The sequence below is a fragment of the Micromonospora olivasterospora genome, from assembly GCF_007830265.1.
GTDB lineage: Bacteria > Actinomycetota > Actinomycetes > Mycobacteriales > Micromonosporaceae > Micromonospora > Micromonospora olivasterospora.
In genome coordinates this window covers 5,370,881-5,385,567 of record NZ_VLKE01000001.1, presented here as the reverse complement: position 1 = coordinate 5,385,567, position 14,687 = coordinate 5,370,881, and the positions used below count along the sequence as shown (strand labels likewise).

At 74.4% G+C, this 14,687-nt stretch carries 9 protein-coding genes and 1 pseudogene; 5 read left to right on the top strand and 5 right to left on the bottom strand.

Features of this window, described 5'->3' with window-relative positions:
• Positions 1-22: 22 nt before the first annotated feature.
• Positions 23-1,744 (bottom strand): M28 family peptidase, encoded by a 1,722-nt coding sequence (locus JD77_RS24685; RefSeq protein ID WP_145776378.1) that lies wholly within the window; start codon positions 1,742-1,744, stop codon positions 23-25.
• A 418-nt stretch (positions 1,745-2,162) separates the two neighbouring features.
• Between JD77_RS24685 and pgi the strand changes: the two genes are divergently transcribed.
• The 5 genes from pgi to JD77_RS24660 all read left to right on the top strand — a co-directional run bounded on the left by pgi (position 2,163) and on the right by JD77_RS24660 (position 10,596).
• Positions 2,163-3,800, top strand: coding sequence for a glucose-6-phosphate isomerase (pgi, locus tag JD77_RS24680; RefSeq protein WP_145776377.1), 1,638 nt, complete (start codon positions 2,163-2,165; stop codon positions 3,798-3,800).
• A 286-nt stretch (positions 3,801-4,086) separates the two neighbouring features.
• Positions 4,087-6,690 carry a class III lanthionine synthetase LanKC gene (lanKC, locus tag JD77_RS24675; protein WP_145776376.1) on the top strand — a complete coding sequence of 868 codons (2,604 nt, stop codon included), beginning with the start codon at positions 4,087-4,089 and terminating at the stop codon, positions 6,688-6,690.
• 6 nt (positions 6,691-6,696) lie between these two features.
• Entirely contained in the window at positions 6,697-6,816 is a 120-nt protein-coding gene (locus tag JD77_RS24670) for a SapB/AmfS family lanthipeptide (RefSeq protein WP_145776375.1), read from the top strand.
• A 76-nt stretch (positions 6,817-6,892) separates the two neighbouring features.
• Entirely contained in the window at positions 6,893-8,800 is a 1,908-nt protein-coding gene (locus JD77_RS24665) for an ATP-binding cassette domain-containing protein (RefSeq protein ID WP_246140910.1), read from the top strand.
• Positions 8,797-10,596 carry an ATP-binding cassette domain-containing protein gene (locus JD77_RS24660; protein ID WP_145776373.1) on the top strand — a complete coding sequence of 600 codons (1,800 nt, stop codon included), beginning with the start codon at positions 8,797-8,799 and terminating at the stop codon, positions 10,594-10,596. Before JD77_RS24665 ends, JD77_RS24660 begins: the two co-directional genes overlap by 4 nt.
• A gap of 107 nt (positions 10,597-10,703) precedes the next feature.
• Here the strand turns inward: JD77_RS24660 and JD77_RS24655 are convergent, their stop codons facing one another.
• From JD77_RS24655 to JD77_RS34080, 4 genes and pseudogenes are all read right to left on the bottom strand, one after another.
• Positions 10,704-11,288 carry a response regulator transcription factor gene (locus JD77_RS24655; protein WP_246140908.1) on the bottom strand — a complete coding sequence of 195 codons (585 nt, stop codon included), beginning with the start codon at positions 11,286-11,288 and terminating at the stop codon, positions 10,704-10,706.
• Positions 11,289-11,398: 110 nt separating this feature from the next.
• Positions 11,399-12,049, bottom strand: a complete 651-nt coding sequence (locus tag JD77_RS24650) for a response regulator transcription factor (protein WP_246140906.1) — start codon at positions 12,047-12,049, stop codon at positions 11,399-11,401.
• A 624-nt stretch (positions 12,050-12,673) separates the two neighbouring features.
• Complete coding sequence (locus tag JD77_RS24645) at positions 12,674-12,874, bottom strand: hypothetical protein (protein ID WP_145776372.1); 201 nt, start codon at positions 12,872-12,874, stop codon at positions 12,674-12,676.
• A 978-nt stretch (positions 12,875-13,852) separates the two neighbouring features.
• A pseudogene (locus tag JD77_RS34080) lies at positions 13,853-14,396 on the bottom strand (helix-turn-helix domain-containing protein); the annotation flags it as partial.
• Between the last annotated feature and the right edge of the window lie 291 nt (positions 14,397-14,687).

Here is a 14,687-nt window from a genome sequence, read left to right as displayed (position 1 = left end):
GGGCGGGGCCCCTCCTGCTACGTCAGCTGGCCGTGAGGGTGACGTCGTCGACGACGAAGCTGGTCTGCAGCGACGCGTCCTCGACGCCGGTGAACTTCAGCGTCACGGTCTGCCCGGCGTACGCGGCGGCGTTGAACGTGCGCTGGGTGTAGCCGCTGGCGGCGTTCAGGTTCGAGTACGTCGCGAGCGTGGTGGTGCCGAGCTGGACGGTGAGCCGGTCGTACGCGGTGGTGGTCGTGGTCTCCGCGGTGTCGACGTGCAGCCAGAACGACAGGGTGTACGTCGCGCAGCCGGCCGGGATGGTCAGCGACTGGGACAGCGTGTCGGTGCGGCTGCTGCCGTACCCGTCGAGCCACGCCTTCCAGGTGCCGGTGCGGGCGGCCTGCTGGGGGTCGTTGGTGATCACGCCCGAGCTGGCCGTCCACGGGGTGGTGCCGCTCTCGAAGCTGGAGTTGCCGACCACCTGGCCGCCGGAGCAGCCGCTGGTGCCGGTCACCGTCAGCGTGTACGTGGCGGTGCGGGTAACCGACCCGGTGCCGATGACGGTGATCGGGTACGTGCCGGTGGCCGCCGTCGACGAGGCGGTGACGGTCATGGTGGCCGAGCCGCCGGAGGTGACCGACGAGGGGCTGAACGAGACGGTCACCCCGCTGGGCGCGCCCGAGGCGGACAGAGCCACGGTCTGGGCGCTGCCGCTGGTGGTGGCGGTGGAGACGGTGGCGGTGGTGGTACCGCCCCGGACCACTGTGCCGGAGGTGGGGCTCACCGCGACGGAGAAGTCGTTGGTCGGGGTGCCGGTGCCGACCGCGAGGTTCCAGATCGCGTACGCGACGCCGTCGGCGCCGCGGTTGAGCCCGGTGGCGTTGATGTTGCTGGTCGTGTCGCAGGACCGGTGGTAGCAGGGGTCGTACGACGCGCCGGCCGTGCCGCCCCACTTGGCCGCCTGCGCGGAGGTCTTCGTGGCGCTGGCCCCCATCGCGTAGCCGGAGGTCGGGATGCCGGCCTGCTGGAAGTAGTAGTCGTCGGAGCGGCCCTGGCCCTCGATGTTCTCCTCCGGCTGCAGGCCGAGGGAGTCCCAGTACGCCTTCAGCGGCGCGGCCGTGGTCGAGGTGACCCGGTTGATGAAGTAGCCGCCGTTGGTCGAGGCGACCATGTCGAAGTTGTAGTACCCCTTGATGTAGCCCCGCTGGGTGGCGCTGAGCGAGTTGACGTAGAACCTGGAGCCCTGCAGGCCCTGCTCCTCGCCGTTCCACCAGGCGAAGCGGACCCGCTTGGTCATGGTCGGGTTCTGCTGGGCCAGCACGAGGGCGTTCTCCAGCAGCACCGACGAGCCGGAGCCGTTGTCGTTGATGCCCGGCCCGGCGGAGACGCCGTCGAGGTGGGCGCCGAACTCGACCACCTGGTCGGCCGGGCCGCCCGGCCACTCGGCGATCAGGTTGTTGCCGGGGTACGTGCAGGTGGTGCAGAGCTGCTCGGTGACGGTGTACCCGGCGGCCTGGAGCTTGCCCTTGACGTAGTTCAGGGAGGCGGTGAAGCCGGCCGAGCCGGAGCGCCGGTTGCCGCCGTTGCTGGTGGCGATGCTCTGCAACTGGCTCAGGTGGGCCTGGACGTTGGTCACGGAGATGTCGGGGGCGGCCGGCGCGGCGACCGGGGCGGACGCGGAGGCCGGCTGGGTCGTCAGGGTCGCCGTCAGCGCGGCGACGGACGCGAGCGCCAGTCCGGCGGTCAGTGTGGTGCGTCTCATGGGGGCTCCTCGGTGCAGGTCGGGGGTTCGTGCACCTGGCCGTGACCGGCCTCGCCCGCTGGGGTGGCCGGGCGGGGCCGGCGGCGTCCCGACGGGGACGCCGCCGTGTTCGTTCCAGGGAAGAAAACACTTACATGCGTCTATCTCCTGGTCAACATCCGTCACGGTCGTACACCCGCGCCGATCCGACGGCCTGCCCGGCTCCGGGACCGCCAGGGCGCCCGTCCGGATTCGGACCTCGCCCGAGAGGTACGAGAGGATCGCACCGCCGTACGCCGGGGCCGACCCGCCCGGATGGCGCCGGCGCGGCCGGGCTGCGACGCGTCCCGGCTGGTGGCAATCTGGCCCGGCGGGCCCGCGGGGCGCAGTACGGTGACGGCCGCCGGACGAACGAGCAGGCGCGGGAGGAGAGCCGGGAATGGCAGAGGACATCACCACGACCGACGAGTGGCGGGCGCTGGCGGCGCACGCGGAGAAGCTGCGGGACGCGCACCTGCGCGACCTGTTCGACGCCGACCCCGAGCGGGGCGAACGGCTCGCCGGCGAGGTGGCGGACCTGCACGTCGACTGGAGCAAGAACCTCGTCACCGACGAGACGCTGACCCTGCTGGCGGCCCTGGCCCGGCGGGCCCGGCTGACCGACCGGATCGCCGCGATGTTCTCCGGCGCGCACATCAACTCCACCGAGGACCGGGCGGTGCTGCACACGGCGCTTCGCCAGCCCCGGGGCGCGACGCTGACCGTGGACGGGCGGGACGTGGTGGCCGACGTGCACGCGGTGCTGGACCGGATGGCGGCGTTCGCCGAGCGGGTCCGCTCCGGACAGTGGGTGGGGCACACCGGCGAGCGCATCCGCACGGTGGTCAACATCGGCATCGGCGGCTCCGACCTGGGGCCGGTGATGGCGTACGAGGCGCTGCGGGCCTACCGGGACGCGGGGATCACCTGCCGGTTCGTCTCCAACATCGACCCGACCGACGTCGCCGAGGCGATCGCCGACCTGGACCCGGCGAGCACCCTGTTCGTGGTGGTGTCGAAGACGTTCACCACCCAGGAGACCCTGGCCAACGCCCGGCAGGCGCGCGCCTGGCTGCTGGCCGGCCTCGGCGGCGACGACTCCGCCGTCGCCCGGCACTTCGTCGCGGTCAGCACGAACGAGCAGCGGGTCCGCGACTTCGGCATCGACCCGGAGAACATGTTCGGCTTCTGGGACTGGGTGGGCGGCCGGTACTCGCTGCCCTCGGCCGTCGGCCTGTCGGTGATGCTGGCCGTCGGGCCGGACCGGTTCCGCGAGCTGCTGGCCGGGTACCACGAGGTCGACGAGCACTTCCGCACCACCCCGGTGGAGCGCAACGTCCCGGCGCTGCTCGGGCTGCTGAACGTCTGGTACACCAACTTCCTCGGCGCGCAGACCCACGCGGTGCTGCCGTACTCGCAGTACCTGAACCGGTTCCCGGCGTACCTGCAGCAGTTGACGATGGAGAGCAACGGCAAGTCGGTGACCCTCGACGGGCGGCGGGTGTCGTACGACACCGGGGAGATCTTCTGGGGCGAGCCGGGCACCAACGGCCAGCACGCCTTCTACCAGCTCATCCACCAGGGCACCCGGCTGGTGCCGGCGGACTTCATCGGCTTCAGCCGGCCGCGGCACGACCTCGCCGACATGCACGACCTGTTCATGTCGAACTTCTTCGCGCAGACCGCCGCGCTGGCCTTCGGCCGTACCGCCGAGCAGGTGGCGGCGGAGGGCGCGCCGGCGGAGCTGGTGCCGCACAAGGTGATGCCGGGCAACCACCCGACCACCTCGATCATCGCCCCGGAGCTGACCCCGGCCGTGCTCGGCCAGCTCGTCGCCCTGTACGAGCACATCGTGTTCACCGAGGGCTCCGTCTGGGACATCAACCCGTTCGACCAGTGGGGCGTGGAGCTGGGCAAGGTCATGGCCAACCAGCTCGCGCCGCTGCTCACCGGGGCGGAGGCCGACCTGTCCGGGCTGGACTCGTCGACCCGGGCGCTGATCGCCCGCTACCGCGCGCAGCGGCACCGCGCCGGCTGACCCGCGAACCGGGCTCCGGGTCGGCCGGGTCCCCACCGCCGTCGAGAGCCGGTCGACGCCACCCTGGCGTCGACCGGCTCTTTTTCCGCCTCGATCGGCGCCGATCCGGCGCCGATCGGCGAACGAAGCCTGACATCTGTCACGCCCGGCCGTGCGGCGCGCATTCACCGTCATGACTAACTGCACTGTGGCCGGGCGGTCCCGTGGCCGAGACTCATATCCGTCGCCGGGAGAAACCGGCGCAGGAGGCCGGGACAGCCCGGCCGGGGACGCGGAGGGAGTGACGGTGGACGAGCGCTACGACACCTACTGCGCCGCTGACCGGCTCTTCTACGACTCGCTCGGCAGTGCCGTCGCGCAGCCGACGTTCGCCGCCGCGGACCGGCCGGTGCCGCCGGGCTGGCGCCGCGAGTCGCTGGACGACTGGCTGATCCACGCCCCGGACGGCGGCTCGCTGCCGCAGCAGGGCTGGAAGATCCACGTGTCGGCCACGCTGACGAACGCCGAGCGGGTGCTGGACGCGGTGTGGGCGTACTGCGTGGCGCGGGGGCTGTCGTTCAAGTTCCTGCGCGGTCCGCGCACCCTGCTGCTGCGCAACTCCAAGTACGCGTCCCGCTCCGGCAGCGGCAAGTTCGTCACGATCTATCCTCGCGACGAGGCCGAGCTGGAGCTGACCTGCAAGGAGCTGGACGCGCTGCTGGCCGGCGAGGCCGGCCCGTACATCCTCAGCGACCTGCGCTACGGCGCCGGCCCGGTGCACGTGCGCTACGGCGGCTTCGCCCGACGCTACTGCCTGTCCCCGGACGGCCAGGTGGTCCCGGCGATCGCCGACGCCGACGGGACGCTGGTGCCCGACCGCCGCGACCCGGTGTTCCACGTGCCGGACTGGGTCACCCTGCCCGACTTCCTCGCCCCACACCTGGCGGCCCGCAGCGCCAACAGCACCGACGAGGTGCCGTACCGGATCGAGAAGGTCATCCACTTCTCCAACGGGGGCGGCCTCTACGTCGGCCGGGACCTGCGCACCGACGCCGAGGTGGTGCTCAAGGAGGCCCGCCCGCACGCCGGCCTGGACGCCGACGGCACCGACGCGGTGGCCCGGCTGGAGCGTGAGGCGGCCACCCTGCGCCGGCTCGCCGACCTGCCCCAGGTGCCCGCCGTGCACGACGAGTTCACCCTCGGCGAGCACCGGTTCCTGGCGCTGGAGTTCATCGAGGGCCGGCCGCTGAACAAGGTGCTGGTCGACCGGTACCCGCTCATCGACGCCGACGCGACCGACGCCGACCGGGCGGAGTACGCCCGCTGGGCGCGCGGCATCCTCGACCAGGTCGAGGCGGTGCTCACCGCGATTCACGAGCGCGGGCTGGTCTACGGCGACCTGCACCTGTTCAACATCATGGTCCGGCCCGACGACCGGGTGGCGCTGGTGGACTTCGAGGTCGCCGCGCCGATCGAGGGGCACCGCCGGCCGGGCCTGCGCAACCAGGGCTTCGCGGCGCCGGGCGACCGGACCGGCCCGGCCGTCGACCGGTACGCCCTGGCCTGCCTGCGCCTGGCGCTGTTCCTGCCGCTGACCCAGCTCGTTCGGCTCGGCCCGGACAAGGCGGCGCACCTGGCCGAGGTCGTCGCGGAGAACTTCCCCGTCGCACGCGAGTGGCTGGACGAGGCGGTCGCGGAGATCGTCGGCGGCGAGCCGCGCCCCGCGCCGGACGGCGACCCGTACCGGGTGGACGGCGACTGGCCCGCCGTACGGCGGCGGCTGCGCGACGCGATCCGCGCCAGCGCCACCCCGGAGCGCGCCGACCGGCTCTTCCCCGGCGACATCGCGCAGTTCCACACCGGCGGGCTCAACCTCGCCCACGGCGCGGCCGGCGTGCTGCACGCCCTCGCGGTCAGCGGCGCGGGTCGCTTCCCGGAACACGAGGACTGGCTGGTCCGGCACGCGACGGCGCCCGCGTCGGGCACCCGGATCGGCTTCTACGACGGCCTGCACGGCGTGGCGTACGCGCTGGAGCACCTGGGCCGCCGGCAGGACGCCCTCGACGTGCTCGACGTCTGCCTGCGGCAGCCGTGGGCCGAGCTGGACCTGAGCCTGGGCGGCGGGCTGGCGGGCATCGCCCTGAACCTGACCGAGCTGGCCACGCGCACCGGGGAGCCGGGGCTGCACGACGCGGCCCGAGAGCTGACCGCGGTCGTCGTCGAACGGCTCGCCGACGACGCCGGCCCGGACGTCAGCGGCGGCCGGCACCCGTACGCGGGCCTGCTGCGCGGCCGGACCGGCGCGGCGCTGCTGATGCTGCGGCGGTACGAGCTGACCGGCGAGGCGGCCCTGCTGGAGCACGCCGCCACCGCGCTGCGCCAGGACCTGCGCCGGTGCGTGGTGCGCCCGGGCGGCGCGCTGGAGGTCAACGAGGGCTGGCGCACCATGCCGTACCTCGGGCAGGGCAGCGTCGGCATCGGGCTGGTGCTGGACCAGTACCTGCGCCACCGCGCCGACGAGCGCTTCGCCGAGGCGAGCGCCGGGGTGCGCCGGGCCGCGAGGTCCCCGTTCTACGCCCAGACCGGGCTGTTCGCCGGCCGGGCCGGGATCATCGCGTACCTGGCCACCCTGACCGACGAGCCGGAGCAGCGCCGGGAGCTGGAGCGGCAGGTGCGCCGGTTGGCCTGGCACGCCCTGCCGTACGGCGGCGGCACCGCCTTCCCCGGCGAGCAGCTGCTGCGGCTGTCCATGGACCTCGGCACCGGCACCGCCGGCGTGCTGCTCGCGCTGGCCGCGGTGCGGCACGACGAGCCGGTGGCCCTGCCGTTCCTCGCGCCGCCGGCCGGCGCGCCGAGACTCCCTCGCAGCGGCGAGGGCGACCCGACCGGACCGACCGACGGAGGGAGGTGATTCGACATGGCGCTCCTGGACCTCCAGGGCCTCGAGATGGCCCCGGCCGACCGCACCGGCGGCGGCAGCAACGCGAGCCTGCTGCTCTGCGGCGACAGCTCGCTGTCCGTCACGACCTGCCGCTGACGCGGGTCGACCTGCGGCGCCCCGGGTGGACATGACCGTGTCCGCCCGGGGCCGCCCGGCGTTCGGAGGAAGATCGGTGCGTACGCGCGACGGACAGTTCCGGCGGGCGATCCTGGACGCGCGCGGCGCGACGGCGACGCTGGCCCTGGTCACGTTGGTCGGCGCGGTCGCCGAGCTGCTGCTGCCGGCGGCGCTCGGCCTCGCCGTCGACGCCACGCTGACCGGCGGGTCCCGCTGGTGGCCGGTCGCCGCCTGCGCCCTCGTCGCCGTCCTCGTCGCCACCGACTCCCTCGGCGACCTGGCCGGCGGGTACGGTGCCGCCCGGGCCACCGCCCGGCTGCGGGAGCGGCTGTTGCGCCACCTGTTCGCGCTGGACGTGCGGGCCGCCCGCCGGCACCCGGTCGGCGACCTGGCCGGCCGGCTGGTGGGGCAGGCCGCCGACGCCGGCCAGGCCGGGAACGCCGTCGTGCTGGGGGCGATCGCGCTGCTGCCCCCGCTGGGCAGCGTCGTCGCGCTCGTCATGATCGAGCCGCTGCTGGGGCTCACCCTGCTCGCCGGGCTCGTGGTGCTGGCCGCGTTGATGCGCGCGTTCGTCACCGACGCCTCCGCGGCGACCACCGCGTACCAGCGGGCGCTGAACCTGATCGCCGGCCGGCTGCTGGAGTCCCTGTCCGGGGCCCGCACGATCGCCGCCGCCGCGACCCGCCGCGCCGAGGAGGACCGGGTGCTCGCGGCCCTGCCCGAGCTGGGCCGGCACGGCCGGCGCGGCTGGGACCTGCTGGCCCGGGCCAGCGCCCGCACCGCCGCCGTGGCACCGCTGATGCAGCTCGGCGTGGTCGCCGTCGGCGGGTACGCGCTGACCGCCGGCTGGCTCACCCCCGGCCAGCTCGTCTCGGCGGTCCGCTACGCGGCGACCGGCGCCGGGCTGGGCGCCGTGCTGGCCGGCCTCAACCGGCTCGTCCGCAGCCGCGCCGGCGCGGCCCGGGTGGCCGAGGCGCTGGCCTCCCCCGTGCCGCCCGACGGCGACCGCCCGCTGCCGCCCGGGCGGGGCGAGCTGCGGCTGCGCGGCGTCACCGTGTACGCCGACGACGGCCGGCCCGTCCTCGACGGCGTGGACCTGGCCGTGCCGGCAGGTGCGACCGTGGCGGTGGTGGGGCCCTCCGGCGCCGGCAAGTCGACCCTCGCCGCGGTGGCCGGCCGGCTGCACGACCCGGACGCCGGCGAGGTACGCCTGGACGGCGTGCCGCTGTCCCGGCTGCGCCCGGACGAGCTGCGCCGGGCCGTCGCGTACGCCTTCGACCGGCCGGTGCTGGTCGGCGCGACCGTGCACGACGCGATCGGGCTGGCGCTGCCCGCCGACCGGGCCACCCCGCCCGGTCCGTCGCCGGTCGACCCGCGACCGGCGGAGGGGACACCGGCCGGGGACGCGACCGCCGACCCCGCCGTGCGGCGGGCCGCCGAGGCGGCGGCGGTCGCCGACGTCGTCGACCGGCTGCCGCTGGGCTTCTGGACCCCACTGGCCGACACGCCGCTCTCCGGCGGCGAGGCGCAGCGGCTCGGGCTGGCCCGCGCGTTCGCCGGGGACGGGCGGCTGCTGATCCTCGACGACGCCACGTCCAGCCTGGACACGGTCACCGAGCACCGGATCTCGCGGGCCGTGGCGGGGCGGGCGGGCGGCCGTACCCGGCTGGTGGTGACCCACCGGGTCGCCACGGCGGCGTCCGCCGACCTGGTCGCCTGGCTGGACGGCGGTCGGCTGCGTGCCCTGGCCCCGCACGCCGCGCTCTGGTCCGACCCGGCCTACCGGGCGGTGTTCCGCACCGTCGCCGACGCGGACGCGGGCAACGGTGCGTCCGCGGACGCCGACGCGGGCGTCGGAGCGGACGCCGACGCGGGCGTCGGAGCGGACGCCGACGCGGGCGTCGGAGCGGACGCCGACGCGGGCGTCGGAGCGGGCGCCGCAGCCGGCGGGGCGGCCCGGTGAGCCGCCGGGCGGGCTCGCCGGCAGCACCCGGTGGCGCCGGGCAAGGGCGGCCGGACGCCGGGGTCGGCCGGGTGACCTGGCAGGCGCTGCGGGCCCGGCGGGCGGCCGTGGCGCGGCTCGCCGGCTGGTCGGCGGTCGAGGCACTGCCGGCGCTGCTGTCCGGCCTCCTCGTGGCGCGCGCCGTGGACCACGGCTTCCTGGCCGGGCGCCTCGGCGTCGGGCTGGGCTGGCTGGCCGCGCTCGCCGGGGCGGTGCTCGTCGGCGCGGTGGCGACCGGCCGGACGTACCGGAGCCTCGGCGCGGTGGTCGAGCCGTTCCGCGACGACCTCGCCGCCCGGGTGGTGCGGGCCGCGCTGGCCGGCGCCACCCGACCGGACGCCCGCCCGGACGGCGCCGCCGCCGCCCGGCTGACCCACCAGGTGGAGCTGGTCCGGGACACCTTCGCCGGCCTGCTCATGGTCACCCGCGGCTTCCTGTTCGCCGCCGGGGCGGCCCTGCTCGGGCTGCTCGCCTTGGACCCGGTGGTGGCGGCCCTGGTCGCCGCGCCCCTGGTCGCCGGGGTGGCTGTGTTCCTCGCCGCGCTGCCCGCGATGGCCGGGCAGCAGCGCCGCTACGTGCGCGCAGGCGAGGAGCTGAGCCGGTCCGCCGCCACCGCGCTGGCCGGGCACCGGGACGTACGCGCCTGCGGCGCCGCCGAGCGGGTGGTCGCCGACGTGGGCCGGCGCGTCGCGGCGCAGGCTGCCGCCGAGCGGACCCTCGCCCGGATGTCGGCCGTCCGCAGCCTCAGCCTGGGCCTGGGCGGCTGGCTACCCCTCGCGATCCTGCTGCTGGCGGCACCGTGGCTGGTCGGGCGCGGCCTGACGGCCGGGGCGGTGCTCGGCGCGCTGATCTACGTCTCCACCGGCCTCCAGCCCGCCCTGCACGCCCTGGTGCAGGGCGTCGGCGGCGGCGGCCTGCGGTACGTGGTCACCCTCGACCGCATCCTGCGGACCTGCCCCGAGCCCGGAGACCCGCCGGCCACCGCCGGCCCGCCGACCGGGGTGGACGAGTCCGCGCCGGCCGTCCGGGCGCGGGGGCTGACCTTCCGGTACGGCGCCGCCGCCCGGCCCGTGGTGGCGGACCTCACGCTGTCCCTGCCCACCGGGGACCACCTCGCGGTGGTCGGCGCCAGCGGGGCGGGCAAGTCCACCCTGGCCGCGCTGCTGTCCGGGCTGCTCCCACCGCAGGCCGGCACGGTGCGCCTGGCCGGCGTCGAGATCTCCGCCCGCGGGCCCGGGGAGCTGGCCCGCCTGCGGGTGCTGCTGCCGCAGGAGGCGTACGTCTTCACCGGGTCGCTCGGCGACAACCTGCGTTATCTGCGGCCGGACGCCGACGACGCCACTGTGGTCGCGGCCCTCGACGCCCTCGGTGTACGGGCCCTCGCGGCCCGCATCGGCGGCCTGGCGGCGCCGGTGGCGCCCGACGCGCTCTCCGCCGGCGAGCGGCAGCTAATCGCCGCGGCGCGGGCGTACCTCTCCCCCGCCCCCCTGGTCATCCTCGACGAGGCGACTTGCCACCTGGACCCGGCGGCGGAGGCCGTCGTCGAGGACGCCTTCGCCGACCGGCCGGGCACCCTCGTCGTGATCGCCCACCGGATCAGCTCCGCCGTCCGGGCCCGGCGGGTGCTGCTGCTCGACGGCGACCGGCCGGCGCTGGGCACGCACGAGGAGCTGCTGGCCCGCTCGGCGGCGTACCGGGACCTCGTCGGCCACTGGGACGCCCGGCCGGCGGAGCGGGCCCCGGCCGGCCGGGGCTGACGCCGGAACCCGGCCGGACGACGTCCTGGGCCGGGCGCCGGTCGGGTCCGGCCGGTGTCGGCCCGGGTCACCGCCAGATCCGGCCCGCAGCCGGGCCGGCTGGCCCGTCAGATCCAGCCGGAGTCGCGGGCCACCCGGACGGCCTCCACCCGGGTCCGGGCCCCGGTCTTGCGCGCGATCCGCCTCAGGTGGTTGCGCACCGTGCCGGAGGACAGCCGCAGCGACCCCGCCACCTCGTCGACCGGGGCGCCCTCGGCGGTCAGCCGCAGCACCTCGGTCTCCCGGTCGGTCAGCGGGTTGTCGGTGGCGAGCGCCGCCATGACGAGGTCGGCGTCGACCACCGCCTCGCGCCGCGCCAGCCGCCGGATGCCGTCGACCACCCGTTGCGGCGGAACCTCGGTGCCCAGGATGCCGACCGTACGGCCGGGGGTGAGCAACCCGCGCAGTCCTCGGGCGTGACGCCGGTCGGCGAGCACCAGCAGGGGGCACCGGCCGGCCGTGGCCGTGCCGCCCGCGATCAGGTCGAGGTCGACCACCGCGACGTCGGGCCGGCGCGCATCGACCGCCTGGTCGACCGCGTCGCCGCGGCCCACCTCCGCCACCACGTGGATGTCCTCCTCGGCGGCGAGAACGAGCGACAACGCGCCCCTGACCAGGGCACCGTCGAGGGCGAGCAGGGTACGGATCACCATGGACCTTTCCCGGGCATCTCCAGCAACATGACGGATGGTCAACATTTAAACACGCTTCGATTGACTCCGCGCGGCGAGCGGAGCCAGGGCGGCGAAAGCGCTCCCGGCGATCACAGCCAGCCCTCCCGCTGCGCCAGCCGGACCGCCTCCATCCGGTTGCGGGCGCCGGTCTTCTGCAGGATCGCCGACAGGTGGTTGCGCACCGTCCCGTGCGCCAGGAACAGCCGGTGGGCGATCTCCTTCAGCGGCAACCCCTCGGCGGCGACCCACAGCACCTCCAACTCCCGACGGGTCAGCGGACTGGGGGACGGACTCAGCACGGCCACGGCCGCCGCGGGGTCGATCACCCGCTCCCCGGCGGCGGTCGCCCGGATCGCGTGCACCAGGTCGGCCAGTGCCACGTCCTTACTGACCAGGCCGCGCGCCCCCGCACCCAGGGCCGCCTCCACCAGCGGCAGGCTCCAGCGGCGACTCAGCGCCAGCACGGCCGTCCCCGGGGCCTCGGCGATCACCTTGGCCACCAGGACCGCCGCGTCCGGGGCCTCCGGACCCAACTCCAACAGCAGCACGTCGGGGTGGTCGCGGCGCAGTACGCCCCACAGCGCGGCGACGCACTCCGCGTCGGCGAGGATCTCGATGTCCTGCTCGGCCGACAGCCCCGCGCACACGGCGCTGCGGAGCAGTCGCATGTCCTCGGCCACGACGACGTGGATCACCATCTCTCCGATCTCGGGGTACGCGTCGCGCCTCGGGGACGCCATCGGACATGCGCGGCGGGCGTGGGCGCGGACGGGACCAGGAGCGTCCACCCGGAACGCTCCGGGATCCCGTACGGCCCGGGGCGGCGGCGACGACCGGCGACCGCCCGACCGGCCGCGAACGGACTCAGCCGGGGCGGGCGGTCACGGCCGGGGAGCGGCCCTGGAACGGGGCCGACGGAGGGTCGGTGTGGAGCGGGCAGCGGGACAGCGCACGCGGAACCAACCTCTTCTCTCCCCGAAAAGTGTTGACACATCGTAACGATGAGGTGACCAATGCGCACCCCGGGAGGAGCCCTCGACTCTCGCCGTTGCCGCCCGAGCGCCTGAAGAAGCACTTCGAGCGGCAGGGTCACCGGCGGTTCGACCTGCTCGGCGAGGGGATGGAGGGAGCGGCGAGGTGCGCTGCCACGCGGTGACGATCGAGAGGGAACTGCCCGGCCGGAACCTGCGGGCAGCCGTGACGGCAGGTGCCGTGTCGGTCGACGCGGCCCGGGCGTGCATGCTCCAGGTGGTCACGTCGCTCGGGGCGACGACGGGCAGCGGTGCGGCCCGCCGACTGACCGTGCTCGACGAGCCGGAACCGATGTGGCGGAGCCACGACAGCGGCGCCTCGGCCGGCCCTGCTCAGCGGTGGACGCGCTGGCCGTGCTCCTCGCGGGACACCGCGAAGTCGTCCGGCCTGGTCCGCCGGAGGAACTCGGACCGCTCGTCGAAGACCTCGATCGCCCGCTGCAGGCCGCATTCCTCGACCTCGCGGATCGCCTGCATCGCGGGAAGGATGCGACGCTTCACGATCAACTCGTCGATCGACTGCCAAGGGTCCATGCGATCATCCTGCACCTGAGACGTTGTGGTCGAGGAGTACCTTACCCGGCAATACGTCCCAATTCAGGTCGAATCGGCATCGGCTCAGCCTCGACACAGAGGCACGTCGGGCTCCACGACGGTGCGGTTGACGATGTCCTTCTTCAGGAAGTCCGCCTCCTGCGGGATCTCGACCTTCAGCACCTCCTTGATCGCCTTGGCCAGCGGTTCCGACATACTGATGCCCTCGCCCGCCCGGACGGCCAGGACCAGCGTCGATCCTCGGCACTTCACGGCCGGCCCGGCCAGCGGCAGTCCCACCCGGCCCGCCGCCGACCCGTTCGTGAGTCCGAGCGAGGCCACGACACCGACGAACGGCCCGGCGCCCGCGACCGGCAGGCCGATCATGAATCCGAAGCGGAACTCGGCCACCACGACGATCGCCTCGACGCCGATCGACACGCCACGCAGGGAGTCCACGATGCTCTTCTGCACCGAGAAGGTGGGCGCCAGGACGGACGCGCCGGCGTACCCGATCGGGCCGGCGAGCCCCCACCGGCCGGTGGCCTTGAGGTTGCCGTTCTTCGCCGTGAACGCCGTCTCGACGAGGAACTTGAACGTCGGCTTGAGGGTCGCGGGGAATCCCCCGATGATGATGGGCTCCTTGACCTCGATCTTCGCCTTCTTGTTGTCGCTCAACCCGCCCTGCGCGCCGGCGGCGACCGTAACGGCCAGTCCCTCGATTCCGTCGACGCGGAACGACGGATGCGGCACGACGCCGTTGGTCACCCGGATGTCCCCCGAGACGCGCAGGTTCCGGACCAGCAACTGGATGTCGAAGTCGACCTTGAGGCCCGCCGCGGCCGTCGAGTGCTGCGCGGTCAGCCCCAGCTTCGAACTGTCGGTCAACTCCACCGGGGCCAGCGTGACGGCCCTGTCGCCGCCCTTCCGCTCGACTCGGACCACCCGGCCGAGCGCCTCGCTGGTGGCGAACATGATCTTCCCGGGCGCGAGGTCCTCGACGCCCTCGGCGTCGCCGTCGACCACGTAGGACAACTCATCGATGCCGATACGCCTGAGCCCGGCCAGCCGGTCACCAGCCTGCCGCGCGTCCCCGCCGACCCGAGCCACGATCGCCCCGACCGTGCGCCACGCGATACGCATCAACTCGGCTACCGCAGTCTTGGAGGTGTGCACCGCCAGCCACGCCACCTGATCATCAAACATCAGCGTGTGCCCGGCACCGTGCCGAGCCCACGGCACCCCGATCACGGTCGGACCATGCTCGCGGCAGTTCACCCGCGGCGCATCCGCCTCAAGCACCGCCTGAACCGGACCCAGATCCAGACTCCGCCACCGCCGCCGACCCTCACCCCGGTCGTACCACCCGCCACGGCGACCACAACGCCCACACCGGCGCGCAGCAACCCTACCCCGGGCGCACATGCGCTACCAGCAGGCCCGCCTGCTCGTCGAACTCGATCCTCTCCACGACCGTTCGTCCGACACCCAGCAACTGCCGCCATATCCTTGCAGAACGCACGCCGTTCTCCTGACCTGCGGTTTCAGCCTTCGACAAGCCAGAAACCTATGCAGAGAACGGCGTGCGCTCGTAGTGACCTGCGTTACCCACCCACGGAAGCGTCAGGGGACACCGCTGATCCAACTGTCGTCAAACGCTGTCGTCGACTCGGATCGGCCTGTATTGGATCGGCGGGCCGGATTCCCGTGGTCGGGAGTGATCCATTGGCTCCGTTCCGTACCTGTCGTCAAATGGTCCTCTGCCGACAGAGACATCCGGGGCGAATGCTGCGCGCCCGGCCAGACACTCAAC

Excerpts from the sequence above, each read along its gene's own strand:
- JD77_RS24685 (WP_145776378.1), bottom strand. The coding sequence starts at position 1,744 with ATGAGACGCACCACACTGACCGCCGGACTGGCGCTCGCGTCCGTCGCC.
- pgi (WP_145776377.1), top strand. The coding sequence starts at position 2,163 with ATGGCAGAGGACATCACCACGACCGACGAGTGGCGGGCGCTGGCGGCG.
- JD77_RS24670 (WP_145776375.1), top strand. The coding sequence starts at position 6,697 with ATGGCGCTCCTGGACCTCCAGGGCCTCGAGATGGCCCCGGCCGACCGC.
- JD77_RS24655 (WP_246140908.1), bottom strand. The coding sequence starts at position 11,288 with ATGGTGATCCGTACCCTGCTCGCCCTCGACGGTGCCCTGGTCAGGGGC.
- JD77_RS24650 (WP_246140906.1), bottom strand. The coding sequence starts at position 12,049 with ATGGCGTCCCCGAGGCGCGACGCGTACCCCGAGATCGGAGAGATGGTG.
- JD77_RS24645 (WP_145776372.1), bottom strand. The coding sequence starts at position 12,874 with ATGGACCCTTGGCAGTCGATCGACGAGTTGATCGTGAAGCGTCGCATC.